Source organism: Comamonas sp. GCA5 (genome assembly GCF_036541385.1).
Lineage (GTDB): Bacteria > Pseudomonadota > Gammaproteobacteria > Burkholderiales > Burkholderiaceae_C > Comamonas > Comamonas aquatica.
Window position 1 is genome coordinate 1 of the sequence record NZ_JAZHFR010000028.1, and the last position, 26,694, is coordinate 26,694.

The window sequence follows — 26,694 nt, forward strand, 5'->3', positions numbered from 1 at the left end:
GTATGACTGGCATCGTGCACCGTAGTGCGATGACGCCACTTGCGCACCGTGTCCAGGCCAATGCCGTATTGCTGGGCCAACTCCCGGTCAGTGCTACTGGCTTGCTGCAATGCACGTCGTGTAGCAGGCGTGGTCGTTGCGTTCTTGTGTAGAGCAATCAACATAGCGGCTCCTTGGAAGACGATTGCCATGTTGCCACAACAGCCTGCAGCACTTGTCTGCTATGGAGCAACGTGCGCTTGGTTGTAAGCAGCCAATCATCCGGGACATGAAATCTAAGGCTTGGAGTCATATCGAACTGAAGAGGCCTGCTATGACAGGGTTGAATCGACCAGCTTTTCCGAAACGGCTTTCGGGCAATGAGCAGCCCGCTGAAGAAGCCTTGGTTCAATGACGGCCCTGGGCATCCGCCGTTAATGTCATTGGTGGGTTGAAGGACCGCAACCCGCCTCGAACCCGACATTGGCACCGATGGCGCTTGCATGCTGCATATGACCCAATTCATTGAGCCGGCCCATCACGTGTGTCTGCGCAATCACAACGGACTGGTTGCAACCGCTGGCGGAGTGTCTCGCAGTGCGATGCATTTTTGGCGTGAAGCACAGATCTGACAGGCGTCATGCGCTATGGTTTTGATGGGTGGGCTGCCTGCCTGCGCGTTGTGAGCGGGCGTCCCCGCTACGCACGGTTGGTCTGGCCTTGCACCGGGAGCGCAAGGCATGCACCATGGGCGCAGGCCGCATGGGCCGCATGGGCCGCATGGCCCGCATGGGCCGCACGGGCCGCATGAAATTACAGATGACAAGGAGTTTGCACATGTCCATCCCTTCCAAACCCTGGGCGCTGCCGATCGCGTCGGCGCTGGACCCTCGCCTGTCGCAGGTGCTGGAGTACTGGCTGGGGGCGGAGCTGCCCACCAACGCCAGTGCGCAGACGCGCCAGGCCCTGTGGTTCACCAAGTCGGAAGAGGTGGACGAGGAAATCCGCCACCTGTTTGGCGCGGTGCTGCAGGAGGCGCTGGCCGGCAAGCTGGACGGCGAGGGGCTGGAGTCCCCGCTGGGCTGGCTGGCGCTGCTGATCGTGCTGGACCAGTTCACGCGCAACGCCTACCGCGGCACGCCCAAGAGCTTTGCCGGTGATGCCAAGGCGCTGGCGCTGGCCTTGCAGGGGATTGACCGGGGCTGGGACCAGGATCCCAGCATCCCGGAGATGGCGCGCATTTTTGTCTATCTGCCGCTGGAGCATGCCGAGAACTTGGCGATGCAGGAGAGCAGCGTGGTGGCCTTCGAAGAGCTGCAGCGCAACGCGCCGCCGCAGTTGCGCGAGTTTTCCAGGTCACGCTGGACTATGCGCACAAGCACCGCGAGGTGATTGCGCAGTACGGACGCTTCCCGCACCGCAACCCCATCCTGGGGCGCGAGAGCACGGCGGCCGAGAAGGCCTATCTGAGCCAGCCGGGCGCGGGGTTCTGAGAGGGGGCGGTAGCACCCGCGGTGTCGGTCAACACTGCGGTGGCACCTGCACCTGCACCTGCACCTGCACCTGCACCTGCACCTGCACCTGCACCTGCACCTGCACCTGCAATCCTGGGACTGTCTGTGCGGCATGCTGGGCAGGCCAAGATTGCCGTGCGCCTGGTTTCGCATGCTTGGGGGATGGCCTGGGCATTCCCCGTCCGATGGCTTTGATGCGGTGGCTGGCCCCTGGCGGGGGCATGCAGCCCGATGCCCAAGGCCGGATGGGGAAAATCCTCTGCGCAAGTAGCCCTGGTTACAGGACCTGCACCGTTGGTGAGGTACTGACGACCATGCAGCCGCAGTCAGTGGCAGCACCCACGGCGGTGACGGTCACACCTGCGGCCAGCCACACGCGCCGATGGCTGAAAAAATCTAACGGGGTGGAATCGGCTGCCGCGCGGTGCCTGCCGCTGTCTTAACAGACATGGCGGCTGAAATGGTGACGCGAGCGCTGTCCCGCGAAAACCCAGGCGTTGCATGCGCAAATCCTGCATTCCACGCCTGCCAGTTCCGGCAGGCACCGCGATGCGGCAAGCCGGAAAGCAATCGAGCTTGGGGGCATGTGCCTGGCTGTGCGATGTGCGACGGGCGCGCCCATTTTTGCCTTTTTGGGCAGTGCAGCTTGTAGATACTGCGCTACCAGCTATCTTTTTTCGAGAAGTCTCAGTCTTTGGTGGGACGGCGGCCGGTCAGGGACCAACCGGCGTGCATGTTGTTCTTGTCGTTCTCGTATTCCCAGTTGGTGCCGCAGCGCTCGCAGACGTAGCGGGTGACGGTGACCATGCCGGTGGCGCGTTCGCGCTTGTAGTTGCTGCCCTGGGCCAGCTCGACGTGGCCGGGGGCTTTGCGCCAGTTGCGCTGGATGCCGGCGCAGGCATCGCACATTTCGATTTTTTTGAGTTCGCTCTGGCGCTGTGGATCTTGGGTCATGGTGTTCTTTTCGGCGGGCACGCAGGGCGTGCAGGGGGCATCACTGTACCTAAATCAGGCGGACGGTGTGCTGGCGGGTGGGATGGCGTGGTGGTAGGGCAGGGTACCGGCCATCGAGTGGGTCCGATTTGGTCTGCGTCTGGCACGCCTTTTGGCTGGAGAGGTCGTGCGGGGCGCAGGCCGTGCACAGTGTCTGCACCGAGGCACCGACGGTGTGGCGCTGGGTGAGGCACGCCACCTGCCGGGCGCTGAAGGCTGGCCCTTGCACCTGCCCCAAGCGGCCAGTGCGGTGCTCTGGCAGACGCTGGCCGCGTGGGACATGCGCGGCATGGGTTGGGGGGCATGTCCCACCGCTGTACCGCCCCCGGGCGTGGGCGCGGCAGGGGCACGGGGTCAGAACTGCATGCGTGCGCCCAGCTTCCAGGTGCGCTCGAACTGCACGGGGTAGATGGCGTCGTCGCGCACCCAGATGCCGTTCTTGCGGTCCAGTAGGTTGCTGACGCCCACGTACATGTCCAGGTGCTTGTCCAGCTGGTGGCGGTAGGTCAGGTCCGTGCTCTGGAAGGCTTTTTGCCGTTGGGCGTTGTTGTTGTCAAAGTCGCCCGCGGCCCAGGTGCTGCTGCGCCAAGTGTGCGACAGGTGCAGGTTGCCACGCTCCGCGACGCGCAGGTTGAGGCCCAGCACCACGCTGTGGCGCGAGACGCCCGGCAGCTCCTTGCCATCGAAAGCGCCGCCGCCGTCGTTCTCGCGGTCGATGATGGCGCGTGTCCAGGCGTAGTTGATGTGGCCGGACAGCCGCGGGGTGATCTGCACGCGGTCCTGCAGCTCCAGGCCGTACTTGTGGGATTGGTCGATGTTGGTGTTGATGCCGGAGAACGGACCGGTCTCGAAGTAGTAGATCTCGTTCCAGAGCTTGGCGTAGAAGGCCGACAGTTTCAGGCGGTGGCGTGCCGTCTGGTGGTTGGCGCCCACAGTCAGTGTGCGCGCCTTGGCGGGTTCGATGAAGCCGTTGAAGGCGGTGACGGGCGAGCCCGAGCTCCAGTCGGTGAAGAAGAAACGATCCACGTCCGGGGTGACGAAGGCATCGCTGTAGTTCGCAAACAGTGCCAGTTGCGGCGACAGGCGGTGGTTGGCCCCCAGCTCCCACGAGGTCAGACGCTGCTCAGATTGCAGGGACTGGCCGCTGAGCGGGCTGTGGCGGTAGGTGACTTCCTCGCGGCGGATGCCGGCGGAGAGGGTGAGGGCCTCCAGCATGTACTGCCCCTGCAGGAACAGGCCGCGGTTGTGCTTGGTGGTGCTGCCGGATTGCGTGCGCTGGCCATCGAAGTTCTGATAACCCGCATTCAGGATCAGCGCGTCGTGCTGGAACTGCGCTGCCACTTCGTTGGACACGTAGCGGTACTGGGCGGGCGTAGAGTTGGGGTACCGCGAGGACTTGTCCTCATCGTTGTGGCGGGCCGACAGCTTCCACTGGCGGTTCACGCGGTACTCGGCGCCTAGGCTCCAGTGGTCGCTTTGCAGCTTCTGCTGGATGTAGGGGTAGGGGTCTCCGGTGTACATGCCGGGGTTGGCGTTGAACTGTGCCTGCGTCAGCGGATTCGGGTAGCGCGTGTCGATGTGCGAGGCGCCAGCCTCCATGTCCAGGCTCAGGCCTTCCACCGGCTTGAGGGCACCGGCCACACGCCAGGTGTTGCCTTCCGACTGGTCCCGGTGGCCCGTGGGGTCGGGGCTGCTGAATCCGTTCACATGGCTGTGGTCCAGGGTGGCCGACAGATCGAAGCGCTCGCGGACCAGGCCTGCCGAGGCGATGGCGCCGCGCTGCCCGTGGTCGCCCGCATAGGTTTCCAGGCTGACGCCGCTGCGCGGCTTGGTGTAGATCTGGATCGTGCCGGCGGTGGCGCCGTCACCGAACATCACGGCACCGCTGCCCTTGGTGATTTCGATGCGCTCGATGTCGCTGAGCGAGATCGAGCCGATGAGCTGTGGGATGGAGTCGATGTTGTTGAGGCGGCGGCCATCGACCGAGATCACCAGGTTCTGGAAGCCGTCATTGCCATAGCCCCGCATGCTGATCTGCGGGGTGTAGCGGTTGCCGTAGCTGGGGCTGATCTGCAGCGAGCTTTGCTGCGCCAGATAGTCGAACAGCGAATGCGCGCCCGAGCGCTCGATGTCGCTGCGGGTGTGCACCTCGGACGCATAGGGCGCATCCTGGTCGTGCATGTCGATGCGTGTGGCCGAGACCACGATGGGCTCGCTGAGGCTGGACTGGGCGCTGCCAGGGGCCGCCAGCAAGGACAGGGCGGTTCCCACAGCCAGGGAACATGGGGAAGGACGGGAGGGCATGGACATCACTCATCAGGCCGCGATCCTGCGTCCCCGCAGGCGGCGGTGTTGCGTACATGGATGCACCGCGTTCGGTGAAGGGGGCTGCTGAAGGCAGCCAACATGCCGCACTCGTCGCTGCCACCCCGCAGCGCATCCGACTCTGTACGTTTCGGCCGGTCTCCGGGCTGGTGCGTTGGTCCGGTTGACCGGACATGTGGAACGCCTTCCCAGGACGTTGTCGTCCCAGTGGCACTGCTTCCACAGACTCGCACTTACCGTTGCGGGGGCAGCACAGGCATTGCATCCATTGGGGAATGGCGCGCACCTGTTTCCCGTTTAACCCAGGGCGTGACCGACCTGGGCACCGATAACGTGGTCACCGCCTCTTGGGAGGCAGTGGACGGCGATGATACCGGGCTTCCCGCCCGCACGGGTTGCGCGGCGCAGGTGCCCGCAGCGCTGGGACGTGCATCCAGGCTGTGGTGTGACAGGGGATATGCTGATAGTTGGTGCTTGCACTGTGTGGGTGCACCTGCGGCATCGCCCACACGCACGGAGCCTGTGGCGTTGGGTGTGTGTCCAGCGCGCTCAGCGCGAATGCACCACGCTGGCGTCGATCTCGCCATACACGGTGATGCCGCTGCCGCTGCGGGCGCTGGTGTCCGAGGGCTGGTAGTACTGCGCGCGCTGGGCGCAGCCACCCAGGGCCAGTGCAAGGCACAAGGCGGTGGCGCAAAGGGTCATGGTTTTCATGGGCAACTCCTGGTCCAAGGCTAAGGCCTGGGCGGCCGGTTCACGTAAGCAGTGGTAAGTGTGGGCCGGGCCGCCGGCTGGGTCCAGGCCATGCGCGGCGTGCAGGGAACCCCTTAGAAGGGGATGCGGACGTTGGCCACGGCGTTGGTGTAGCGGTAGCTGACACTGCTGCCGATGATGGAAGACGCATGGTCCCGGCTGGTGGCAAAACCCAGTTTCCACTGGATGGCGGCACGGTGCGGGGCGGACAGGTACAGGCCGACGTGCCACAGGCGCTGGCCTTCGCCTTCGATGTATTGGCGGCCCAGGTCGGCGTGTGTGCTGAGGACCACCTGGTCGTTGAGGGCTTTTTTCCACATCAGGCCCAGCGCAGCTTCGCGAAAGCGTTCGGGCGAGAAGTAGGCGCGGCGATAGGGCTCGCTGTTGCGGTAATGGCGCGTGGTGGCATAGGCATACAGGCCCTGGTCTTCGCTGAGGGTGAAGGTCCAGCGGCTGCGCAGGGTGTCGCGCCGGTTGTCGTCAGAAAACCAGGTGCTGCCTGCCGCCAGGCCCAGGCTCCAGCGTGGCGAGAGTTGCTGGTCCAGCACGGCCATGGCCGTGGTGGCAGTCAGCCCCTCGGTCAGGCCACGGCGGGAGTTGACCACGTCACGCTCCAGGCTGACGCCGGCAGAGGTCTGGCGGGACAGCTGGTACATGCCATCCCAGACGCCCACCCAGTGTGAGTGACCGGCGCTGCGGTTCAGGCCCAGCCGGCCCTGGCTGGTCCAGGATGGGGTGCGCTGCTGGTGGGTGAGGTAGAGACTGCGCCCCTCGGTGCTCCAGCCGTCGATGGCGTAGTGCTGCCAGCCGGCCCGCAGCCCCCAGCCGTTGGCGCCCTCGTACTGGGTCCAGGGCTTGAATTCGCTGAAACCGTCAGAGTCGTTACTGCCATCCACCCCCGCAGAGACGAAGCGGCTGGGGCGTTCGTCGCTGGAGGCGGCTGCGGGGCTGAGGGTGACGGCGCACAAGAGGGCCGCGCAGGCGGTGTGGTAACAGATCAGGTTCATTTGGTTCCCCAGTGTTTGGTGCGGCTGACGATTTCTTTGAAGTAGCCCCAGACACAGGCTGGCTGCAGCACGATGCTGTAGAACAAGGCATAGAAGACGAAGCCTAATGGGTTGCTGCGCACTTTCAGCCCTTGTTCACGAAACATGGCAGACTGGACGTGGAACATCAGGTAGTTCACCAGCAGGGCCAGCGGCAGCACCAGCAGTGTCATGGGCCCCGCAATCCAGTAGATCCCCAAGCAGGCCAGCAGCAGGCCGGGTATGAAGGCCAGGGTGTATACCAGGTCCATGTACGGGAACAGCAGGTTCCACCATATGAACAGCGTGCTCATGCGGGCCTGGAACAGCAGTTGCCAGTGCGCCTTGAAGGCCTCGATCAAGCCCCGGGACCAGCGCTGGCGTTGGCGGATGAACTGCTTCCAGGTTTCCGGGGCGTTGGTGAACAGACAGGCGTTCTCGGCAAAGCCGACGCGGTAGCCGGCCTTGAGGATGGCCCAGGTCAGCACGATGTCTTCCCCCACAGTGTGGGGCCAGCCGCCCAACTGGCGCAGCACCTGGGTATCGTACAGGGAGAAGGCGCCCTGGGCCACCAGCGTGCCCTGGTAGAGGCTTTGCAGGCGCTTGATGGCGGCAATCCCGTGGAAGTAATCCCACTCCTGGATTTTGGTGACCAGGTTCACGCGCGAGTTGCGCACCAGCACGGCCCCGGCCACGGCGCGGGTGTTGACGGGGTCGCTCAGATAGCGGCGCACCAGGTTGGCCAGGGCGTTTTTGAAAAGGTAAGAGTCCCCGTCCACGGTCAGGGTGAGGGGCGTGTGGACCTGTTCCAGTGCCTGGGTCAAGGCCCGGGCCTTGCCCACGTTGCGGCCGATGTCCAGCACCCGCAGCCAGGGATAGTGCACCGTGCCCAGCAGTTCCAGGGTGTTGTCGGTGGATCCATCGTTGACGACGATCACCGACAAGGGGCCAGGGTAGTCCTGGCGGTCGATGCTCTCCAGCGTGCCCAGGATGCTGGCGGCCTCGTTGTAGGCCGCCACCAAGATGGTGATGGCCGGCAGCGCGCCTGTGGCGGGCTGGGGCTTGAAGCGCGGGCGCCGGTCCAGCAGCAGGCTAACCACCAAGAAGGCATTCATGAAGCCCGGAATCACGGCGATGCCGTAGATGACCAGGTAAGCCAGCACGGGCCCGGTCTGCTGGCTCAGGTCGTGGACCCAGCGCTGGCCAGCCAGGCGGCGCCACAGGCCCACAGGACCGAAGCCGCGATGGCAATCCCGAACTTGGCGCGCACGGGCAGATACCACCGTGGACGCTGCGGATCGGGGGCATCCGGCGGCCGAGAAGCAGGGGAAGGGGAGGGACCGATCAGGGAAGGCGGGTTGGGCATGCAGGGCTAGACATTGCAACCGCATGCAAGCATGCGGTGGTTGTGCGGCCAGTGCAACGGCACTGCAGACGTGGTGCTCAACCGCGGCGTGGAAAGTCGGCAGACCCAGCGGTCTTACCGGTGGCGCAGTATTTTACGCCTGCCGCAGCGGTGGGCACGGTGAACCGGGGTGGTCCCGCGCCGCATCAGGCCGTGGCACTACTGGGCCCGTGGGCCGCACAGGGGCGTGGCACGTGGGCGATGCCATCGGGCAACAGGCACCATTGTCCGGGCAGCGGTGGCCGGCTGCACAAGGCCGGTCCTAAGTCTGAACGGTCTGTGTCGTTATCAGGCCGGCAGGCACTGCAGCGCGGCCTGGACCAGCTGCATGGTGGCCAGCGGGTCGTCGCAGGCGATGGTGTGGCGCTGGGGCATGCTGCGCAGCCAGGTGATCTGGCGCTTGGCCAACTGGCGCGTGGCGGCAATGCCCTTTTCGCGCACCAGGTGCATGTTCAGTTGCGGGGTGTTCTTGCGGACCTGCCAGTCCAGCTCTTCCCAGACCTGGCGGTAGCCCACGCAGCGCATGCTGGGCAGGTCGGGGTGCAGGTCGCCGCGCGCGCGCAGGGCTTGCACTTCGTCGATGAAGCCGGCGTCCAGCATCGCCTGGAAGCGCTGGGCGATGCGGGCGTGCAGCCAGGCACGGTCGCTGGGTTCCAAAGAAAACAGCGTGCAATCAAAGGCGGGCTGTGCGTCTTCAGCTCTCTTTTTTGATTGGTGAAAGCTGGACAGCGGCTGGCCGGAGATGTGCCACACCTCCAGCGCACGCTGGATGCGCTGGCTGTCGCCGGGCGCCAGGCGGGCGGCGGTTTCCGGGTCCACCAGGGCCAGTTCGGCATGCATGGCGGGCCAGCCGATGCTGGCGGCCTGGGCGTCCAGCCGGGCGCGCACCTCGGGGTCGGCGGCGGGCATGTCGTCGATGCCGTCGAGCAGCGCCTTGAAATACAGCATGGTGCCACCCACCAGCAGCGGAATGGCGCCGCGGGCGCGGATCTCAGCGACCAGGCGCTGGGTGTCCTGCACGAACTCGGCCGCGCTGTACGACTGCAGCGGGTCGAGGATGTCGATCAGGTGGTGGGGCACGGCGGCCCGCTCCTGCCGGCTGGGTTTGGCGGTACCGATGTCCATGCCGCGGTAGACCAGGGCCGAGTCCACGCTGATGATTTCACTGGGTTGGCCGCGCTGGGCCAGGACGGCGGCCAGGGCCAGCGCACCGTTGGTTTTACCGGAAGCCGTGGGGCCTGCAATCGCAATGCAGGGCAGAGGGTGGGGGGACGCAGTCAAGGCAGGGGGTAGGAAAGGGTTGAAGCCAGCCCGGCGCGCATCAGGCCGAAGTGGCCGCGCCGGGGGCGCCGTAGCGGCGCACCAGCATCCATGATGCCAAGGCTGCGGCCAGGCACCACAGGCCCAGCCCGAAAACCAAGGGGTACACAGTGCCATTGAAGCTGCGGCCCAGCACCTGCCCGGTGGCAAAGGCGCACACCATCATGATGAAACCGTTGAGCGCCGAGGCCGTGCCCGCCGCCTGCGGAAAGCTGCTGACCGCGCCGCTTTGCCCGCAGGGCTGCTGGATGCCGTGGGCCACCGGGTACAGCATGCACACCGCGGCATAGGCCAGGCCGCTGCGCACGCAGGCCCAGGCCAGCGCCGCCAGCAGCACGCGCACAGCAGGGCCAGGCCGCCGGCCACGGCCACGGTGCGGCGCACGCCCCAGCGCACCAGCAGGCGGCGGCACAGGATGGTGCCGCCGATGTAGACCATGCCGTTGGCCGCCAGCAGCAGGCCGATGTCCTGCGCGCTCCAGCCCAGCACACCCATGAACACGAAGGGCGAGCCGGTCAGGAACACCACCAGCCCGGCGAACGAACAGCTGGTGGTGGCCGTGTAGGCCAGGAAGGTCGGGTGGCTGAGGATGCGGCGCCAGTTCTGCCACAGTAGCCGCGGGCGCAGGGCGTGCGGGTTGAAGTGCTGCACGCTTTCCTGGAAATGCAGCCACACCAGCAGCCAGGCCCCGCTGCCGGCCAGCGCCAGGGTGACCATGGTGGCGCGCCAGCCCAGGTGGGTGGCCAGCAGGCTGCCCAGCAGCGGGCTGCTGCAGGCCAGCACGCCCAGGCCGGTCAGGGCCTTGGACATGACCTGCGCCCCCTCGACGGGCTGGTACAGGTCGCGCACGATGGCGCGCGCCGCCATGACGGCCGCGCCCAGGGCGGCGCCCTGCAGCACCCGCAGCACGATGAGGCTGTGCATGTCGGGCGCCAGCGCGCAGCCCACGGCTGCCAGCACGTACAGGCCGATGCCGGTCAGCAGGATGGGGCGGCGGCCCCAGCGGTCGGACAGCGGGCCCCACAGCAGCTGCGAGCCGCCAAAGGCCAGCAGCAGCGCGGTGAAGGTGGTCTGGGTCTGGGCCACGCTGGCGCCCAACTGTTCGGTCAACAGGGGCAGGGCCGGCAGGTACAGGTCGGTCGTCAGCGGTTGCAGGCCCAGCAGCAGGGCCAGCATGGCGATGACGAACACGGGGGACATGGCCGCGCGTGCGGCGGCGGGAGGGGCAACAGAAGACACGAACAACCAGTGCGAAGTGAAACCAACGGGCGGCAGGCCATGGGGGCCGGCCGCCGCGCAGGTTAGCAGTTGCACCTGGGCGTGGTGTCGCTTGTTTAAGACAGTGGCAAAAAATGCCGCTGGCGCTTGCCTGGCAAGCGCGAACAGCTATGGATTTTTAGGTGCCAGCCACGCAGCCAGGGCGGCACGGTACTGGGCCTGACCCAGGCTGTTGGTGTTGTGGTGGGTGCCGCCTTGCACCAGCACCCACTGCTTGGGCGGCACGGCGGCGTCGTACAGCTGCTGGCCCAGGGCCGGGGGCACCAGCGTATCGGCGCTGCCGTGCACCACCAGCAGCGGCGCGCCGATGTGGGCCACCTTGTCCAGCGAGTCGAATTTCTGCGTGATCAGCGGCCCCAGCGGCAGCCAGCCCCACTGGAAGTTGCGCGCCATGTCGCGGATGTTGGTGAAGGTGCCTTCCACCACCAGGCCCTGTTCGTCGTCGACGCGCGTGGCCAGGTCGATGGCGATGGCCCCGCCCAGCGAGTGGCCGAAGATGAAGCGCGGCGCCTGGGGGTGCTGCTGTGCCAGCCAGTGCCAGGCGGCCAGCGCGTCTTCGCGGGCGCTGACCTCCGAGGGCAGGCTGGCCGGCTGGGTCTGGCCGAAGCCGCGGTAGTCAATGGCCAGCACGGCAAAGCCCAGGGCGTGCATGTGGCGCATGCGCAGCGTGGAGCCGGTGACGTTCCAGCGCGCGCCGTGCAGGTACAGCAGCACGGGTGCGCGGGCATTTTTCTGGGGCAGCCACAGGCCGTGCAGGCGCACGGCCTGCTGGTCGGCCTGGCTGTGGAAGTCGATCCACACGTCCTGCATGCCCGCCATGTCGGCACGCTGCCAGACGCGGTCGCTGGGCTGGAAGATCATGGCGCGCTGCTTGGCATCCAGCGCAGAGCAGCCGGCCACGGACAGTGCGGTGGCGACGGCGGTGGCCCAGATCAGGTGGCGCAGTTTCATGGTGGTGGTGACGCAAAACAGGGTGGTTTGGGACTATGCTTGCCGGCAAGCTTGCGCGCGGCCGTGCAGGCGTTGACCAAGGATGAATGTGACCATGCTGATCGGGCTTGCTGCCAACCGACTCCATCACCAGACCGAGGACGCTGCGCTGTTCGCACTGCTGCGCGCCATCGAACCCGGCATCCGTGAGCTGCAGCTGGGCCTGCATGCCGTGGGCCGCACCTATGATGCCATCGCGGCGGCCGACATGCTGCACCGATACCCCCAGCTGGTGCGCTACCCCTATGGCCGCGAGGGTGGGCTGATGAAGCTGGTGGCCGAGGTGGTGGGCATGGGCGATGGGCGCACGCTGGATGCCGCCATCTACCTGACCGACCCGGTGGACCCGTCCTCCATCTTCCCCGAGGCACTGGCCCTCAAGCGCCAGTGCGTGATCCACGGCAAGGCCTTCCTGTCCACGGTGGCCAGCGCGCGCGACTGGATCGAGATGGAGCGCATCCATGCCGGCCTGTCCCAGGACCGCAATGCCGACCGTTTCCACGACTACGAGAACCAGACCCTGGCGCTGATTGCCCACGATGCGCTCAAGCCGCAGATGCTGGAGTTCGTGGCGCAGAACTTTGCCCTGCTGTCGCGCTTTCGCCGCCGCGTGGGCACGGGCACCACGGGCCAGAAGCTCAACGAACTGGCCTGGAGCAAGGGCTGGCCGCAGGACCTGCCCTGGGTGGACCGCTACAACAGCGGCCCGCTGGGGGGCGATGCGCAGATTGCCGACCTGGTGCTGGAGCGCCGCTGCCAGCGCGTGATCTTCTTCGAAGACCCGCATGTGGCGCGCCAGCACGAGGCCGACATCCAGCTGCTGGAGCGCGCCGTGACCACGGTGACGCACGAAGCGGTCTGCACCACCACGCTGAAGGTGGCGCAGCGCTGGTGCGATGCCGCCTTGCTGCGCGCCTGAGCGCTCGCATCCCAAGCCATCCAAAAAGCAGCCCGCAGGCTGCTTTTTTTGTGGGGACGCCCGCTGTGGGCCGGCCTCAGAAGTGGTGGCGGATGCCCACCGACAGTGACTTGCGGTCTTCGTCCGCGGCCAGGTCCTCGGCGGCGAAGTGCGCGCCGTGGCGGTTTTGCAGCACGGTGTAGAAGGCGTAGAGCTTGGTGCGCGCGCTCAGGTGGTGGTTGTAGCCCACGGTCCACTGGTCGGCCTCGGCCTGGCCGGGGGCGTTGGCGTGGCCGAAGTTGGCATGCAGTTCGCCGGCGCCCATCGCATAGGCCACGGCGGCGCGGCTCACCTGGGTCTTGGCATGCACCCCGGCGACCCGGTCCTGGCTGCGCTGGTGGTAGCCCGAGACGGTCCAGTCGCCCTGGGTCCAGGTGGCGCGCACAGCGTACTGCTGTGCATCGGCCCATGCGCCGTAGCCGGCGCCGAAGGACCAGGGACCGCGTTCGTAGTTGGCGGCCAGGTCATAGGCGTTGTGGCCCTGGTGGGCGGCGTCGCGCTCGTGGAAGCTGACGGTGGACTCCAGCGTCAGGCCGTGCCGTGTGGGCGACTTGTAGCCCAGGCGGTTGGCGGCGTTTTCCACGCCGGCGTACAGCGCATCGGCGCTGATGCCGTAGTCCTCGTTGTGCAGGCTGGTGCGGTCGGCCACGGCGTAGTACGAGGGGTTGAAGAAGCGGCCCATGCGCACGGTGCCGAATGTGCCTTCCAGGAACACTTCGCTGCGGTTGCTGAAGAAGCTGCCGGCCTGGCTGGTGGCGCCGTCATCGGTCTGGATGGCGCTTTCCAGCACGAAGCCGGCCTTCAGGCCCTGGCCCAGGGCTTCCACGCCCTTGAAACCGAAGTAGGCGTCGCTGCTGTTCAGGCCGTGCACGCGGCGGTGGCCGATCTGGGTGGATTCCAGGGCTGTGTCCAGACGGCCGTAGAAGGTGACCGCGCTGGCATCGGCCAGGGCGGTGCTGGAGAAGGCGAACAGGCCGCAGGCGGCCAGGGTCTTGGGGGAAAAAACTGTCACGTCACACTCGGAAAAAGCAAAGCCGGGCCTGGGCCCGGCAAACGATCACGCACACCGCAGCGGGATGGGCCACGGTGTGGGAGGCACGCAGGCAGACCGTGGGGTCTGGCGGGTGTGGGCGGCGTTTATACCTGCAGCGGTCCAACCCAGGGGCGTTCTGCGGAATGAAAACCATAGCTGCCTGCGCCTATTGGATAAGGGCTAGAGGCCTTTTTGGCGGATGCCTGACCCTGGTGTGCGGCCCAGCGCCGTTCGGCACCCGGCGGGGGCAGACCTTCCGCCCCCGGCTGGCGCTGGGCGTGCGGTCGAGGGGGGCGGCGCTGTGCCCGCGTTCGACCTCAGAGCCTGAGCAGGGAGGCCGGTGCCCTTGCGCTGGGGCACCGGCCTTGGGGGGCTGCGGCTCAGCTGCGCTGGGGCTCCAGCGTCTGGGTGTAGAGCGACTGGCCGTTCAGGTCTTTGAGCGTCACGGTCAGCGCCTGGCTGCGGTGGTCGATGTCCAGTTGGCCAAAGAACTGGTAGCCCTCGCTGGGCGCGGCATTCGGGCGGGGCGAGGCCTTGCTGTAGACCACCTCCAGGCCAAAGGTCTTGTCGGCCTCGTTGGGGCCGAAGGTGCCGGCATTCAGCGGGCCGGAGACAAATTCCCAGAACGGATCGAAGTCCTGAAATTGCGCGCGCTCGGGGCTGTAGTGGTGGGCGGCGGTGTAGTGCACGTCGGCCGTCAGCCAGACCACGTTCTTCACGCCCGCATCCTTGATGCCTTTGAGCAGGCGCGCCATCTCCAGTTCGCGCCCCTTGGGCGTGCCGTGCTCGCCGTTGGCCACCGCCTCCCAGCGCGCAACGCCGGCGGCATCCTTGCCGTCGGGCACGAACAGGCCGATGGGCATGTCGCAGGCAATCAGCTTCCAGGTGGCCTGGCTGGCCTTGAGCCCCTGGATCAGCCACTCGATCTGCGGGCGGCCCAGCAGGTCGGTGTCGGCACTTTCCTGGGTCTGCAGATTGGTGGTGTTGGGGCCGCGGTAGCTGCGCATGTCCAGCACAAACACATCGGCCAGCGGGCCTTGCGGCAGCACGCGATAGATGCGCTGGGACTCGGCCGCGCCCAACGGGCGGATGGGCGCGTATTCCATGAAGGCGCGCTGGCCGCGGGCGGTGAGCAGCTCGACGTTCTTCTCGGTGTAGGCGGCGTTGCCCAGCAGGCTCTTGCTGCTGGAGTAGTTGTTGGTGACCTCGTGGTCGTCCCACTGCCAGATCTGCGCCACTTCGCTGCCGAAGGCGCGCACATTGGCATCCATCAGGTTGTAGCGGTAGCGGCCCCGGTATTCATTCAGGGTTTCGGCCACCTTGGCGACTTCGGGCGTGACCAGGTTCTTCCACAGCGTGCCATCGGCCAGGCGCACTTCGGGCAGGATGGGGCCGTCGGCATAGATGGTGTCACCGCTGTGCACGAACACATCGGGGTTGGTCTGGCGCATGGCTTCGTAGATGCGCATGCCGCCAAAGTCCTCGTTGATGCCCCAGCCCTGGCCGGCGGTGTCCCCGCTCCACACCAGGCGCAAGCCCTTGCGTGCCGGCTGGTGCGCGGCCTGCGGGGTGCGGAAATGGCCCTGCTGCACCGGCGAGCGCACGTTGGCGCTGGCAAAGTCCTCCAGCGTGACGCGGTAGAAAATATCCTGGCCGGCCGGCAGGCCCTGCAGGTCGATGCGGCCCGTGCCGTCGCTGCTGGCGAGCAGGTCGGGGCCGCGCACGCGCTGGCTTTGGGCAAAGCTGGCGGTGGTGGACCACTCCAGCCACATGCGGGCATCGCGGCTGGCGCGCGCCCAGACGATGGCGCTGTGGGCCAGCACGTCACCGCTTTGCACCCCCGAGGGCAAGAGGGCGCGGGCGTTGTCGCGGGTGATGGCGGCAGGGGCGGTCTGGGCCTGCAGCACCTGGGGCAGCAGCCCGGTGCTGCCCAGCAGGGCACCAGAAGTCAATCCCCAACCCATGAATCGGCGGCGTTCCATCGTGCAATTCCTTGTTGATCGAAGTCAATAACAAGGCGCAGGGTAGGGGGCGCATATGACATCCCGATGAACGGTGGCGGGGCGCCGGGCCGTCCCCGTTGGCCACAAAAAAAGGAACCCGAGGGTTCCTTTTGTGGGACAGCGCGCGTCGCGGCTGGCGCTCAGATCACGCCCTGGGCCTGCATGGCTTCGGCCACCTTCACAAAGCCGGCGATGTTGGCGCCGTCGATGTAGCTGATGGAGCCGTCTTCGCGCTTGCCGTACTTCACGCAGGCGGCGTGGATGCCTTGCATGATCTGCAGCAGGCGGGCGTCGACTTCCTCGGCGGGCCAGCTCAGGCGGGCGGCGTTTTGCGACATTTCCAGGCCCGAGGTGGCCACGCCACCGGCGTTGGAGGCTTTGCCGGGCGCATACAGCACGCCGGCGGCTTCGAAGGCCTTGGCGGCTTCGATGGTCGAGGGCATGTTGGCGCCTTCGGCCACGCAGATCACGCCGTTGGCAATCAGGGTCTGGGCATCGGCGGCGTCCAGCTCGTTCTGGGTGGCGCAGGGCAGGGCCACGTCGACCTTGATGCCCCAGGGGCGCTGGCCGGCCAGGAATTGCACGCCGGGCACCTGGGCGGCGTAGTCGCTGACGCGGCCGTACTGGTGGTTCTTGATCTCCATGAGGGTGGCCAGCTTCTCGGTGGTGAAGCCGTTGGGGTCGTAGACGGTGCCGGACGAGTCGGACACGGTCACCACCTTGGCGCCCAGCTGCATGGCCTTTTCCACGGCGTACTGGGCCACGTTGCCCGAGCCGGAGACGGACACGGTCTTGCCCTCGAAGGACAGGCCGCGGGTCTTGAGCATTTCGTCGGCGAAGTAGACGGTGCCGTAGCCGGTGGCTTCGGGGCGGATCAGCGAGCCGCCGAAGGTCAGGCCCTTGCCGGTGAACACGCAGGCGGCGCTGTTGGACAGCTTCTTGTACATGCCGGCCATGAAGCCCACTTCGCGGCCACCCACGCCGATGTCGCCCGCAGGCACGTCGGTGTCAGGGCCGACGTGGCGGAACAGCTCGGTCACGAAGGCCTGGCAGAAGCGCATGACTTCCGCGGGGCTCTTGCCCTTGGGGTCGAAGTCCGAACCGCCCTTGCCGCCGCCCATGGGCAGCGTGGTCAGCGCGTTCTTGAAGGTCTGTTCGAAGGCCAGGAACTTCAGCACCGACTGGTTCACCGAGGGGTGGAAGCGGATGCCGCCCTTGAAGGGGCCGATGGCCATGCTGTGCTGGATGCGAAAGCCGCGGTTGACCTGCACCTGGCCCTTGTCGTCCATCCAGCTGACGCGGAACTGGATGATGCGCTCGGGCTCGACCAGGCGCTCCAGCAGGGCGTTGTCGGCGTATTTGGGGTGCTTCTCGATGAAGGGCCACAGCGATTCCATCACTTCCGTGACGGCTTGCAGGAACTCGGGTTGGCCAGGGTTGCGGGTGGCAACGTCTTGCAGGAATTGCTCGAGGGTGGCGTACTTCATGAGGTGGTTCTTTCAGGGCACAAAACAAAAGCGCCGCAGCGCAGCAAAAAATTATGCCAAAAATGTATGCATGTATGCACCAAAACAGGCATGACTTGTAGAAGATTGGTGCATAGATGCCTTTCTGTGGTGCATGCATGCACCAAGTTTGTGTGTTTGCGGCAGACGCGGGCATGCCACCCGGTCAAGGTGGTTGAGCACTCAATGCTTCTGAATTGATAGCTGGTTGGTGCCAGGTGGACCGGGCCTCGTATGCGGCGATGGCAGTCATGGCGTGGCACGAATGGCTGCCTGGCGCGGTGCTGCTATGGATACGGAAGCTGGTGGCGCGCGGCTGTCATGCTGTTGCAATAAAAAAGCGCTTGAAGCCCTGAAGCTTCAAGCGCTGACAGCTATGAAAAATGAGGATAGCGGGCCTGGAGGGGGACGCCGGCCACCGTGCCCGGCCGTGGCCGCGGTCTCAGATCAGCTCGAACGGGATGGCGCCCCACTGGATGGTGTGGGCCGCCAGGCCATAGGCCAGGGCCTGGGCGGCGCTGGTGTCGGTGAGGTGGCGCACCTCGGTCGCGTGCGGCGTGGTGTGGCAGCGCAGCAGCCAGTCGGACGGCGGGGCGTGGCTGGCGGTGTCGGTGATGCAGATCAGCTTGGCGCCCAGCTTGCGCGCGCGCTCGCACAGGTCGGCCATGTCGGCCCGGATGCCGCCCAGGGCAAACAGCACCACCATGTCGCGCGGGGCGATGCGGGCCAGCACGTCCTCGATGGTCTCGCCGGCGGCGGGCGCGCCGTAGACGGGCTTGTCCAGGCCGCTCATGAGGTGGCCGCGCAGCGAGCGCGCCAGCATGTGGTTGTGCTGCAGGCCCACGCAGAAGATGGCCGGCGCTTGGTGCAGGGCCGAGGCCATGGCGTCCATGGTGCTGGCCGGTATCTGCGCCAGCGTGGCGGTCAGGTTGTCCTGCAGCTGCTGCCACAGCAGCGCGCAGTTGGGCGTGCTGGGCGACAGGGCGATGCCAGCGCTGGGCAGTGGCAGGCCGGAGGTGGTGGCCTCCAGCCGCGCGGTGCGGCGCGCCTCTTCGTAGCTGTCGTAGCCCAGGCGGCGGATGAAGCGCGTGACGGTGGCGTTGGACACGCCGGTCAGCTGGGCCAGCTCGCTGGCGCTGTAGCCGGCCAGGTTGATGGGGTAGTCCAGCACCACCTGGGCCAGCTTGCGCTCGGTGGGCGAGAAGCTGTCCAGCGCGGCGCGCACGCGGGCGAAGAAGGGGACGGTGATGGCGTCCTTGGCAGGGGGGAGGGTGGTCGCCATGGTGGTTCAGCGGCCTCGCAGGAACAGGCCGTCCAGCTCTTTCATGCTCAGCTGGCGCCAGGTGGGGCGGCCGTGGTTGCATTGGTCGGAGCGTTCGGTGGTTTCCATCTGTCGCAGCAAGGCGTTCATTTCATCCAGAGTCAGTCGTCGGTTGGCGCGCACGGCGCCGTGGCAGGCCATGGTAGCGAGGATTTCGTTGCGTGCGCGCTGGATCACGCCACTGGCGTCCTGTTGTTCCAGCTCGGCCAGCACGCTGCGCGCCAGTTCCACCGCATCGCCCTGGGCCAGGGTGGCGGGCACGGCCCGCACGGCCAGGGTCTTGGGCGAGAAGGGTACGACCTCCAGGCCCAGCACGCGCAAGGTGTCGGCATGGGCCTCGGCCGTGGCCACTTCCTGCGGCGTGGCGGCGAAGGTGGCGGGGATCAGCAGCGGCTGGCTGGCGATCGGCTGGTCGTTGCCCAGTTGTTCCTTCAGCCGTTCGTAGACGATGCGCTCGTGCGCGGCGTGCATGTCCACCACCACCATGCCCTGGGCGTTTTCGGCCAGGATGTAGACCCCGTGGATCTGCGCCACGGCGCGGCCCAGCGGCCAGGTGGTGTCGGCGCTGGGGCTGTCCGGTGCGGATGGCTGGGTGGTGGTGTTCTCGATTTCTGTAGCTGTCTGCGCAGCTGTGGCGGGCGTTGTCGCCGTATTCCATGCCAATCCGGTCGCCGCTGCGGGGGTGGTGCTGGCGCTGGGGGCGGGCGTGGCCTCGCACAGCGGCGCCCACAGGGCCTGCAGGTCGTTGACCTTGTGGCCCGCCGCCTCCTGCAGGGGCATGGCGTACTGCACCTGCGGCGCCATGGGTGCGCGCACGGGGCTGGTGCTGGGCTGCCAACCCAGACTGGCCGGGGCTGCCGGGGGGCCGGCTTCGGTCAGTGGGGCTTGTGCGGCGTCGGCCAGCAAGGCGGCGCGCGGCGCGGCCAGGGCGTCTTCCACGGCGTGCTTGATGGCCTGGTGCACTTCGCGGCTGTCGCGAAAGCGTACTTCGATCTTGGTGGGGTGGACGTTGACGTCGACGCGGGCCGGGTCCATCTCCACATACAGGGCATAGATGGGCTGCTTGTGCCCGTGCAGCACGTCTTCGTAGGCGCTCTTGGCGGCGTGGGTCAGCACCTTGTCGCGCACGAAGCGGCCGTTGACGTAGCAGTACTGCTGGTCGGGGCGGCTGCGCGCGGCGTCGGGCAGGCCGGCGCGGCCATAGACGGTGATGCCGCTGGAGGCCGAGGTGCGTTGCACGGCGATGGAGTTGGCGATGAAGTCGTCGCCCAGCACATCGCCCAGGCGGCGGGCCAGGGCCTCGTTGCGGTCGGCGCCTTCGGCCAGGGGCACGGCGCGCCACTGCTCGACCAGCTTGCCTTCGTGCCAGATGGCAAAGCCCACGTCCGGGCGTGCCAGGGCGTGGCGGCGCACGGACTCGATGCAGTGCGCCAGCTCGGTGGCATCGCTCTTGAGGAATTTGCGCCGCGCCGGGGTGCTGAAGAACAGCTCCTTGACCTCCAGCGTGGTGCCGCGGTTGCGCGGCGCGGGGCGCAGCTCGCCACTGCGCGCTTCCAGCAGCCAGGCCTTGTCTTCGCCGTCCAGGCGCGAGAGGATGCTGGTCTCCGACACCGAGGCGATGGCGGCCAACGCTTCGCCGCGAAAGCCCATGGTGCCCACGTGTTCCAGCTCCTGCAGGTCGCGGATCTTGCTGGTGGCATGGCGGCGCAGGGCCACGGACAGTTCCTCGCGCGGAATGCCGCAGCCGTCGTCCTCGACGGCGATCAGCCGCACCCCGCCGGCCAGCAGGCGCACGGTGATCTGGGTGGCGCCGGCATCCAGGGCGTTGTCGACAAGTTCTCGCACCACCGAGGCGGGGCGTTCCACCACCTCGCCAGCCGCAATCTGGCTGATGAGTTCATCGGGCAGGTCTTGGATGGCGCGGCGCAGCAGGGGCAAAAGCGGTCATTGACCGCATTGTATGCAGCCCCTTCGGGGCGCTGCGGCAAGAGGTTTTCGGGGCCCGCCGGGATCAGCGGCGACGGCGGCGACCATCGTAGTAGTCGCTGTTCTGTCCCACCTGGTTGCCGATCAGGGCGCCGGCCGCAGCACCGCCCACGGTGCCCAGGGTGGAGCCGAACACGGCATTGCCCAGCAGGCCGCCGGCCACTGCGCCGACGCCTGTGCCGACCTGGGCATTGCTGGGTGGGCGGTGGGCACAGCCCCCCAGTGCGAAAGCGCCCACAACGGCGGCGATCAAAAATGTGCTGCGAGCTTTCATCATGTGCACCTCCTTGCGTGTCGATAGTCAAACTCAGGCGTGACTGTGCCTGGGTCTGCCGGCGGTTTGCATGAACTTCATGCAAAGTTCTGGCCGGTATTGCAAGTATTTGTGGCTTTGGTTTGCAGGTTGTTGCAGCGCTTGTCGGAGTGTGTGCCCGGCAGGGGCATCACTCGCCCCGCCGCGGTCCGCACGGGCTGCGCATGGGACTACATTAACGCCTTGTTTGAATGCTGGTCCGCACACGGTGCAGGCTGGACTTTGAGGATGTTGTGGTGGAAATCGTCTCGTTGTTGATCGACTTCATTGTGCATATCGACAAGCACTTGGAGGCCTTGGTCGTGGCCTATGGCGCGTGGGTCTACGCGCTGCTGTTCCTGATCGTGTTTGTCGAAACCGGCCTGGTGGTGATGCCGTTCCTGCCCGGGGATTCGCTGCTGTTCATTGTGGGCGCCATGGCCGGTGTGGGCATGCTGCATTTCCCGCTGGCCTGCGGCATTTTGCTGGCGGCCGCCATTCTGGGGGACCAGTGCAACTACACGGTGGGGCGCATGGTTGGTCCCCAGGTCTTTCGCTGGGAAAATTCACGCTGGTTCAACCGTGCAGCCTTTGACAAGGCCAATGCTTTTTATGAACGCTATGGTGGCGTGACCATCATCCTGGCGCGCTTCATGCCTTTTATCCGAACCTTTGTGCCCTTCGCGGCGGGCGTGGCCCACATGTCGCGCGGCAAGTTCAGCGTGTTCAATGTGGCTGGCGCCTTGCTGTGGGTGCTGGGGATTGTCTCGGCAGGCTATTTCTTCGGGAATCTGCTGTGGGTGCGTGAGCACCTGGAAACCATCATCTGGGCGTTGATCCTGATCCCGGGTGTGGTGGCGCTGTATGGCGGCTGGAAGACCGGGCGACAGACGCCGCAGGCCTGACCCGCGCACGGGTGCCCAGCCATCAAAAAAGCCGACCCAGGTCGGCTTTTTGTTTGTGCGCTCCCAGGCGGCGCACGGTCATTTCTGGTCTTGGTTCTTGCCGATTTGGTTGCCGATCACGGCACCAGCTGCCGCACCGCCCAGGGTGCCGATGGTGCCGCCAAGCACGGCATCGCCGACGAGACCCCCTGCCACGGCCCCCACGCCGGTGCCCAGTTGCTGGTTGTTGGCGCAGCCACCCAGGGCCAGGGTGGTGGTCAGTGCCAGGGCGGTCAGCCAAGTGTGTGGTTGTTGCATGCTTGAACTCCTGTCATTCACAAGTCCCTGCAGTATCCGGGGCGTGCGCCGTGCCCGGCGTCGGGCGTGCTTGCACAGGCCTGTAGGTCCAGGGAGCCTGTGCCTGCCCCACCTAGGGGCGGCCAGCGTTGGGGTGGTGGATGCCTAGGCGGCCGGCTGCGCGGGGCGGCACAGCCAGCGGTCCAGCAGTGCGATGACCAGGAACGAAGCCCCAACCAGGGGGAACAACACACCGCCCACGGCCAGCAAGGCGGTGACGCCCCACAGGCTGCGGGCATCCTGCGGCTGGGGAGGCACGCCCCAGCCCTTGGCCGGCCGGCGTTTCCACCACATGGTGCCCGCACTGACGCACAGCAGGACGATGGCCAGGCATGCCATCACCAGCACGACCTGGTTCAGCACGCCGAATTCCTGGCCCAGGTGGACATTGATGCCCCATTCCAGCCACCGCCCCAGGGGGCCATAGTCTTGGTAGCGCATGTCGACCAGGGGCAGGCCGCTGTACTGGTCGATGTGGATCACACGCTGCTGGTCCAGGTCGTGCGGGTAGATCGAGGCCGAATAGACGCCGGTCGTGCCCTTGGGGGGCTGTACCGTGTAGCCCTGTGCAATCCCCAGGCGGTCGAAGATGGCGATGGCCGTATCCCAGCCGAGGGTACCGTCGGCCTGTGTGGGCGCGGGGCTGGCGGGCATGGCTGCGGCATGGCCTGCGTGGCCCGCATGGGCGTCCTGGTCGGTGGGCCCGGACTGCGGAATCTGTGCCTGCTGCAGCGACCAGGCAGTGGTCGTGTGGTCGCTCAGCCGGGCCTGGGACATGGGCACCTGCACGCGCACCCCGACCGGATAGCCGAAGTTGTGGCCGTTGGCCAGTTGATTGGCCTTGGCACCCCAGAACACCGACCAGGGCATGCCGGTGATCGCCAGGAACAGCAGCGCAGCCCCGACGAAGAGGCCGGTCACGGCATGCAGGTCGCGCCAGAACACGCGCTGCGTGGACGTGCCGCGCACGGACACGACACCCTGGGTGCGCCCGCGCGGCCACCACAGGTACAGGCCGGTCAGCACCAGCAGGATGGCCCATCCGGCGGCGATCTCGATCGCGCCCCGGGCGATGCTGCCGAAATACTTCAGGCTGTGCAGCTTGCGGATGGTCCAGGCCACGCTGCCGCCTTCAGGCAATGCGCCGCGCACCGTGCCTTCCCTGGGGTCCACATAGACCAGCAGCCGCCCCTGCGCGGTGGCGATGCCGACTTCCGCCGTGCGCCCGGGCGTGGCCGGGCCGGTGTACTTCACGAAGCTGCCAGGGTGCGCGTTCAAGGCGGCGGCGATCAGCTGGCTGCTGGGCTGAATTGGCTGGGTGCTGGCGCTGGCAAAGCGCAGCTCCCGGTGGAAGGCATCGTCGATCGTGTCCTTGAACACAAACAGCCCGCCGGTGACCGCCAGCCAGATGAGGAAGGGCAGGACCAGCAGGCCAGCATAGAAGTGCCAGCGCCAGACGGCGCGGTAGACGTCGGTGTGGATCCGTGGGCGTGCCGCGGGGTTGGCAGGGGCTGGGGAGGGCGGTGTCATGGGCGATGCAAAGAGGGCGGTGGAGGGCGGTGGAGGGAGGCGCAGGCCACAGGGCGTACGCAGCCTGTGCTGGACCCGCGCGCCAGCCCAAAAGGTTCCCCGGTGTCCGTCGACGGCCCAGGTGGCACGGGCGTGGCGCCGTGGTCGGACCTGGAGGAGCGGGGCTGCCGCACCCACGGCGGGCGGCCCGCGCCGGCGCGCCTCAGACCGTCCGGGAACGGGCCAGCGGCGGGTTTTTGATGAAGTACTGGCGGATGCCGTCCATCATGGCGTCGGCCAGCTTGACCTGGTAGGTGGGGCTGCGCAGCTTCTGCTCTTCATCGGGGTTGCTGATGAAGGCGGTTTCGATCAGCACGCTGGGAATGTCCGGCGCCTTGAGCACGGCAAAGCCCGCCTGTTCGACGCGGGGCTTGTGCAGCCGGGCAAAGTCGCCGATCTGCGTCAGCAGGGCGGTGCCCAGCTTCAGGCTGTCGTTGATCTGGGCGGTGGTGCTCATGTCCAGCAGCATTTCCTGCACGCCCTTGTCCTGGCTGCGCACGTTCAGGCCGCCGACCAGGTCGGCCTGGTTTTCCTTGTCCGCCAGCCAGCGGGCCGCCGTGCTGGAGGCCCCCTTGTGGCTGAGCGCGTACACGCTGGCACCGGCGGCCGAAGGGCGGGTGAAGGCATCGGCGTGGATGCTGATGAACAGGTCGGCCTGCACGCGGCGCGCCTTTTGCACGCGCACGCCCAGGGGCACGAAGAAGTCACCGTCGCGCGTCATGTAGGCCCGCATGGGGCTGCCGTTGACCGTGCTCTTGTTGATGCGGTCGCGCAGCAGCTTGGCGATCTTCAGGACCACGTCCTTCTCATAGGTGCCCTTGGGGCCGACGGCGCCGGGGTCCTCGCCGCCATGGCCGGGGTCCAGCGCCACGATGATGATGCGGTCGGTCTTGCGCGCCGGCGCGGGGCTGGCGGTCATGGAGCTGCCCGGTGTTTTGGACGCCGGGGCAGCCGGTGTGGGCGCCGTCGCCGTCGAGGTCGCTGGGGCTGCCGGCGTGGGGGGGGCGGCGTTGGGCTGGCTGTGCTTGGCGATCAGGTCGCCCAGCGGGTCCTGGGCCGGTGCGGAGGGGCTGGGGCTGAGGACCGGTGGCAGGTCGGGGTGGCTGCTGGCATCGCGCAGCCGCTCCTGGATCAGCGCCTCCAGCGGGTCCATGGGCTTGGAGGGGTAGAGGTCGAACACCAGCCGGTGCTGGTAGCTGGCCACGGGCTTGAGCGAGAACACCTGGGGCACGGCATCCTGCTTGAGGTCGATCACCAGGCGCACCACGTTCGGGCTGTTCTGCCCCACGCGGATGGCCGCGATGTTCGGGTCGTCCGGCCGCACCTTGGCCACCAGTTCCTTGAGGGCGCTGTTGAGCTGCAGGCCCTCGATGTCCACGGCCAGCCGGGGTGGTGATTGGATCAGGGTCTGCTTGGCCACCAGGGGCACATCGGACTCCAGGGTGACGCGCGAATAGTCTTCGGCGGGCCACACGCGCACCGCCATGATGGAGGCGCCGAAGGCGATTTGCTGCTTGCCCGCCAGCAGCAGGGCCAGGCTACCGGCTTGCAGCAGGGTGCGGCGGTTGGGACGGTAGGCGGTGAACAGGGGGTGCGCGGCGTCGTCGCTCATTGGGGCCAGTGCTGCAGCATGCGCCGCCCGCGCTCTGTGCTGGTGCGCAGAGTGACGCGGCGCTGGGTTTCGTCAATTGCTTCAATATGAATAGCTAGGTCCGCTGGCGGTGTCAGCGCAGCAGCCTTTTCCGGCCATTCTGCCAGTTTCAGGCCCTCTGCCGCAAAAATGTCACGAAAACCTGCATCTTCCCATTCGCGCGGATCGTCGAAACGGTAGAAGTCAAAGTGCCAGATGTCCAGGCCCGGGGCTTCGTGCGGCTCCACCACGGCGTAGGTAGGGCTTTTGATGCGGCCGGCCACCCCCAGGCTGCGCAGCAGGTGGCGCACCAGCGTGGTCTTGCCGGCGCCCAGGTCGCCGTGCAAGGTGATGTAGGCGTTGCGGGCTTCGGGCAGGGCCGCCAGCGCAGCGGCAAAAGCCGCAGTCGCCGTCTCGTCTTGCCAGGTGAGCACGCGCTCGTCGGCCGGGCCGCTTTCTACAATCGAAGGGTTATGGTGTGCAGCAGTCAATTGGTTCCTTTGATGCAGGACTGGGCCCGCGAGCTGGGATTTTCCCAAATCGGCGTGTCCGGCGTGGATTTGTCGTCTTGTGAGGACGGGCTGCTGCAATGGCTGGCCCAGGGCTTCCACGGCCAGATGCAGTACATGCAGGCCCACGGCCTCAAGCGCGCACGCCCGGCGGAGCTGGTGCCGGGCACGGTCAGCGTGATCACGGCGCGCATGGACTACCTGCCGGACAGCACGCCCCAGGACTGGCAGGCCGTGGAATGGGCGCGGTTGCAGCGCCCGCAGGAGGCCATCGTCTCGGTCTATGCCCGCGGGCGGGACTACCACAAGGTGCTGCGCAACCGGCTGCAGAAGCTGGCCGAGCGCATTGCGCAGGAGGTCGGCCCGCTGGGGCACCGCGCCTTCACGGATTCGGCGCCGGTGATGGAGGCCGAGCTGGCGCGCCGCAGTGGCCAGGGCTGGCGCGGCAAGCACACGCTGGTGCTGAGCCGCGATGCGGGTTCCATGTTCTTCCTGGGGGAAATCTATGTGGACCTGGCGCTGCCTGAGACGGCGCCGGTCACCGCGCACTGCGGCAGTTGCAGCAGCTGCATCGATGCCTGCCCCACGGGCGCCATCGTTGCGCCGCACCGCGTGGACGCGCGGCGCTGCATCTCCTACCTGACCATCGAGCACGACGGGGCGATCCCGCAGGAGTTGCGTCCCCTGATGGCCAACCGCATCTACGGCTGCGACGATTGCCAGCTGGCCTGCCCGTGGAACAAGTTTGCCCAGCGCAGCCCACTGCCGGACTTCGATGTGCGCGGCGGCATGGTCGGCAGCACCCTGGTGCAGCTGTTCGGCTGGGACGAGGCCACGTTCCTGCGCTGCACCGAGGGCAGCCCCATCCGCCGCATCGGCCATGAACGCTGGCTGCGCAACATCGCCGTGGCCCTGGGCAATGCGCTGTGCGCAGAGCCCCAGGCCGATGCCCGGGCGGCGCTGCGCCAGGCGCTGCAGGCGCGGGCCACGCACGACAGCGCCCTGGTGCGCGAGCACGTGCAGTGGGCGTTGGCGCAAGCTGCGGACGAATAAAAAAGAGCGGCC

At 67.0% G+C, this 26,694-nt stretch carries 22 protein-coding genes, 1 pseudogene and 1 riboswitch; of the genes and pseudogenes, 4 read left to right on the forward strand and 19 right to left on the reverse strand.

The window, feature by feature from the left end; all coding sequences use genetic code 11:
* Positions 1 to 816: 816 nt before the first annotated feature.
* Positions 817 to 1,472, forward strand: a pseudogene (locus SJH88_RS08870) (DUF924 family protein).
* Between the two features lie 708 nt (positions 1,473 to 2,180).
* Here SJH88_RS08870 and SJH88_RS08875 read toward each other — a convergent pair.
* From SJH88_RS08875 to SJH88_RS08915, 9 genes are all read right to left on the reverse strand, one after another.
* Positions 2,181 to 2,447, reverse strand: coding sequence for a hypothetical protein (locus SJH88_RS08875; RefSeq protein WP_042415518.1), 267 nt, complete (start codon positions 2,445 to 2,447; stop codon positions 2,181 to 2,183).
* 393 nt (positions 2,448 to 2,840) lie between these two features.
* A complete protein-coding gene (locus SJH88_RS08880) occupies positions 2,841 to 4,790 on the reverse strand; it encodes a TonB-dependent receptor (RefSeq protein WP_274754250.1) in 1,950 nt (649 codons plus the stop codon).
* 136 nt (positions 4,791 to 4,926) lie between these two features.
* A riboswitch (cobalamin riboswitch) is annotated at positions 4,927 to 5,157 on the reverse strand.
* A 203-nt stretch (positions 5,158 to 5,360) separates the two neighbouring features.
* Entirely contained in the window at positions 5,361 to 5,525 is a 165-nt protein-coding gene (locus tag SJH88_RS08885; protein WP_154165012.1) for a hypothetical protein, read from the reverse strand.
* Between the two features lie 113 nt (positions 5,526 to 5,638).
* Positions 5,639 to 6,571, reverse strand: coding sequence for a PgaA family protein (locus tag SJH88_RS08890; protein WP_274754251.1), 933 nt, complete (start codon positions 6,569 to 6,571; stop codon positions 5,639 to 5,641).
* Positions 6,568 to 7,818, reverse strand: coding sequence for a glycosyltransferase family 2 protein (locus tag SJH88_RS08895; protein ID WP_274754252.1), 1,251 nt, complete (start codon positions 7,816 to 7,818; stop codon positions 6,568 to 6,570). The genes SJH88_RS08890 and SJH88_RS08895 overlap by 4 nt, the downstream gene beginning before the upstream one ends.
* A 464-nt stretch (positions 7,819 to 8,282) precedes the next feature.
* Complete coding sequence (gene miaA / locus SJH88_RS08900; protein ID WP_274754253.1) at positions 8,283 to 9,275, reverse strand: tRNA (adenosine(37)-N6)-dimethylallyltransferase MiaA; 993 nt, start codon at positions 9,273 to 9,275, stop codon at positions 8,283 to 8,285.
* A 40-nt stretch (positions 9,276 to 9,315) separates the two neighbouring features.
* On the reverse strand, positions 9,316 to 9,480 hold the full coding sequence (locus SJH88_RS08905; protein ID WP_331699564.1) for a hypothetical protein: 165 nt from the start codon (positions 9,478 to 9,480) through the stop codon (positions 9,316 to 9,318).
* On the reverse strand, positions 9,477 to 10,553 hold the full coding sequence (locus SJH88_RS08910) for a multidrug effflux MFS transporter (protein WP_331699566.1): 1,077 nt from the start codon (positions 10,551 to 10,553) through the stop codon (positions 9,477 to 9,479). Before SJH88_RS08910 ends, SJH88_RS08905 begins: the two co-directional genes overlap by 4 nt.
* Before the next feature lie 147 nt (positions 10,554 to 10,700).
* Complete coding sequence (locus SJH88_RS08915) at positions 10,701 to 11,543, reverse strand: alpha/beta hydrolase (protein WP_274754254.1); 843 nt, start codon at positions 11,541 to 11,543, stop codon at positions 10,701 to 10,703.
* A gap of 94 nt (positions 11,544 to 11,637) precedes the next feature.
* Here SJH88_RS08915 and SJH88_RS08920 point away from each other — a divergent pair, with 94 nt between their 5' ends.
* Positions 11,638 to 12,501 (forward strand): methylglyoxal synthase, encoded by an 864-nt coding sequence (locus SJH88_RS08920; RefSeq protein WP_420868902.1) that lies wholly within the window; start codon positions 11,638 to 11,640, stop codon positions 12,499 to 12,501.
* Between the two features lie 76 nt (positions 12,502 to 12,577).
* Here the strand turns inward: SJH88_RS08920 and SJH88_RS08925 are convergent, their stop codons facing one another.
* The 6 genes from SJH88_RS08925 to SJH88_RS08950 form a co-directional block, all read right to left on the reverse strand.
* Positions 12,578 to 13,552, reverse strand: coding sequence for a porin (locus tag SJH88_RS08925; protein ID WP_274754255.1), 975 nt, complete (start codon positions 13,550 to 13,552; stop codon positions 12,578 to 12,580).
* 401 nt (positions 13,553 to 13,953) lie between these two features.
* On the reverse strand, positions 13,954 to 15,555 hold the full coding sequence (locus tag SJH88_RS08930) for an alkaline phosphatase D family protein (protein WP_274754256.1): 1,602 nt from the start codon (positions 15,553 to 15,555) through the stop codon (positions 13,954 to 13,956).
* 161 nt (positions 15,556 to 15,716) lie between these two features.
* Complete coding sequence (gene gdhA, locus SJH88_RS08935) at positions 15,717 to 17,063, reverse strand: NADP-specific glutamate dehydrogenase (RefSeq protein ID WP_045267248.1); 1,347 nt, start codon at positions 17,061 to 17,063, stop codon at positions 15,717 to 15,719.
* Positions 17,064 to 17,523: 460 nt separating this feature from the next.
* Positions 17,524 to 18,363, reverse strand: a complete 840-nt coding sequence (locus tag SJH88_RS08940) for a MurR/RpiR family transcriptional regulator (protein ID WP_042415326.1) — start codon at positions 18,361 to 18,363, stop codon at positions 17,524 to 17,526.
* Between the two features lie 6 nt (positions 18,364 to 18,369).
* Positions 18,370 to 20,340, reverse strand: coding sequence for a DNA mismatch repair endonuclease MutL (gene mutL / locus SJH88_RS08945; protein WP_274754257.1), 1,971 nt, complete (start codon positions 20,338 to 20,340; stop codon positions 18,370 to 18,372).
* Between the two features lie 73 nt (positions 20,341 to 20,413).
* Positions 20,414 to 20,662 carry a glycine zipper domain-containing protein gene (locus SJH88_RS08950; protein WP_042415528.1) on the reverse strand — a complete coding sequence of 83 codons (249 nt, stop codon included), beginning with the start codon at positions 20,660 to 20,662 and terminating at the stop codon, positions 20,414 to 20,416.
* A 275-nt stretch (positions 20,663 to 20,937) separates the two neighbouring features.
* Between SJH88_RS08950 and SJH88_RS08955 the strand changes: the two genes are divergently transcribed.
* Positions 20,938 to 21,585 carry a DedA family protein gene (locus tag SJH88_RS08955; protein ID WP_043379668.1) on the forward strand — a complete coding sequence of 216 codons (648 nt, stop codon included), beginning with the start codon at positions 20,938 to 20,940 and terminating at the stop codon, positions 21,583 to 21,585.
* Positions 21,586 to 21,663: 78 nt separating this feature from the next.
* Here SJH88_RS08955 and SJH88_RS08960 read toward each other — a convergent pair whose 3' ends face one another.
* The 4 genes from SJH88_RS08960 to tsaE all read right to left on the reverse strand — a co-directional run bounded on the left by SJH88_RS08960 (position 21,664) and on the right by tsaE (position 25,611).
* Positions 21,664 to 21,882: a glycine zipper domain-containing protein gene (locus SJH88_RS08960; protein ID WP_042415334.1), complete on the reverse strand. Its 219-nt coding sequence runs from the start codon at positions 21,880 to 21,882 to the stop codon at positions 21,664 to 21,666.
* Between the two features lie 144 nt (positions 21,883 to 22,026).
* Positions 22,027 to 23,451, reverse strand: coding sequence for a PepSY-associated TM helix domain-containing protein (locus SJH88_RS08965; protein ID WP_274754258.1), 1,425 nt, complete (start codon positions 23,449 to 23,451; stop codon positions 22,027 to 22,029).
* Positions 23,452 to 23,653: 202 nt separating this feature from the next.
* Entirely contained in the window at positions 23,654 to 25,102 is a 1,449-nt protein-coding gene (locus SJH88_RS08970) for an N-acetylmuramoyl-L-alanine amidase (protein WP_274754259.1), read from the reverse strand.
* Positions 25,099 to 25,611 carry a tRNA (adenosine(37)-N6)-threonylcarbamoyltransferase complex ATPase subunit type 1 TsaE gene (tsaE, locus tag SJH88_RS08975; RefSeq protein ID WP_260675034.1) on the reverse strand — a complete coding sequence of 171 codons (513 nt, stop codon included), beginning with the start codon at positions 25,609 to 25,611 and terminating at the stop codon, positions 25,099 to 25,101. The genes SJH88_RS08970 and tsaE overlap by 4 nt, the downstream gene beginning before the upstream one ends.
* Before the next feature lie 12 nt (positions 25,612 to 25,623).
* On the opposite strand from tsaE, the gene queG reads away from it, so the two are divergent.
* A complete protein-coding gene (queG, locus tag SJH88_RS08980; RefSeq protein ID WP_274754260.1) occupies positions 25,624 to 26,682 on the forward strand; it encodes a tRNA epoxyqueuosine(34) reductase QueG in 1,059 nt (352 codons plus the stop codon).
* Positions 26,683 to 26,694 lie beyond the last annotated feature (12 nt).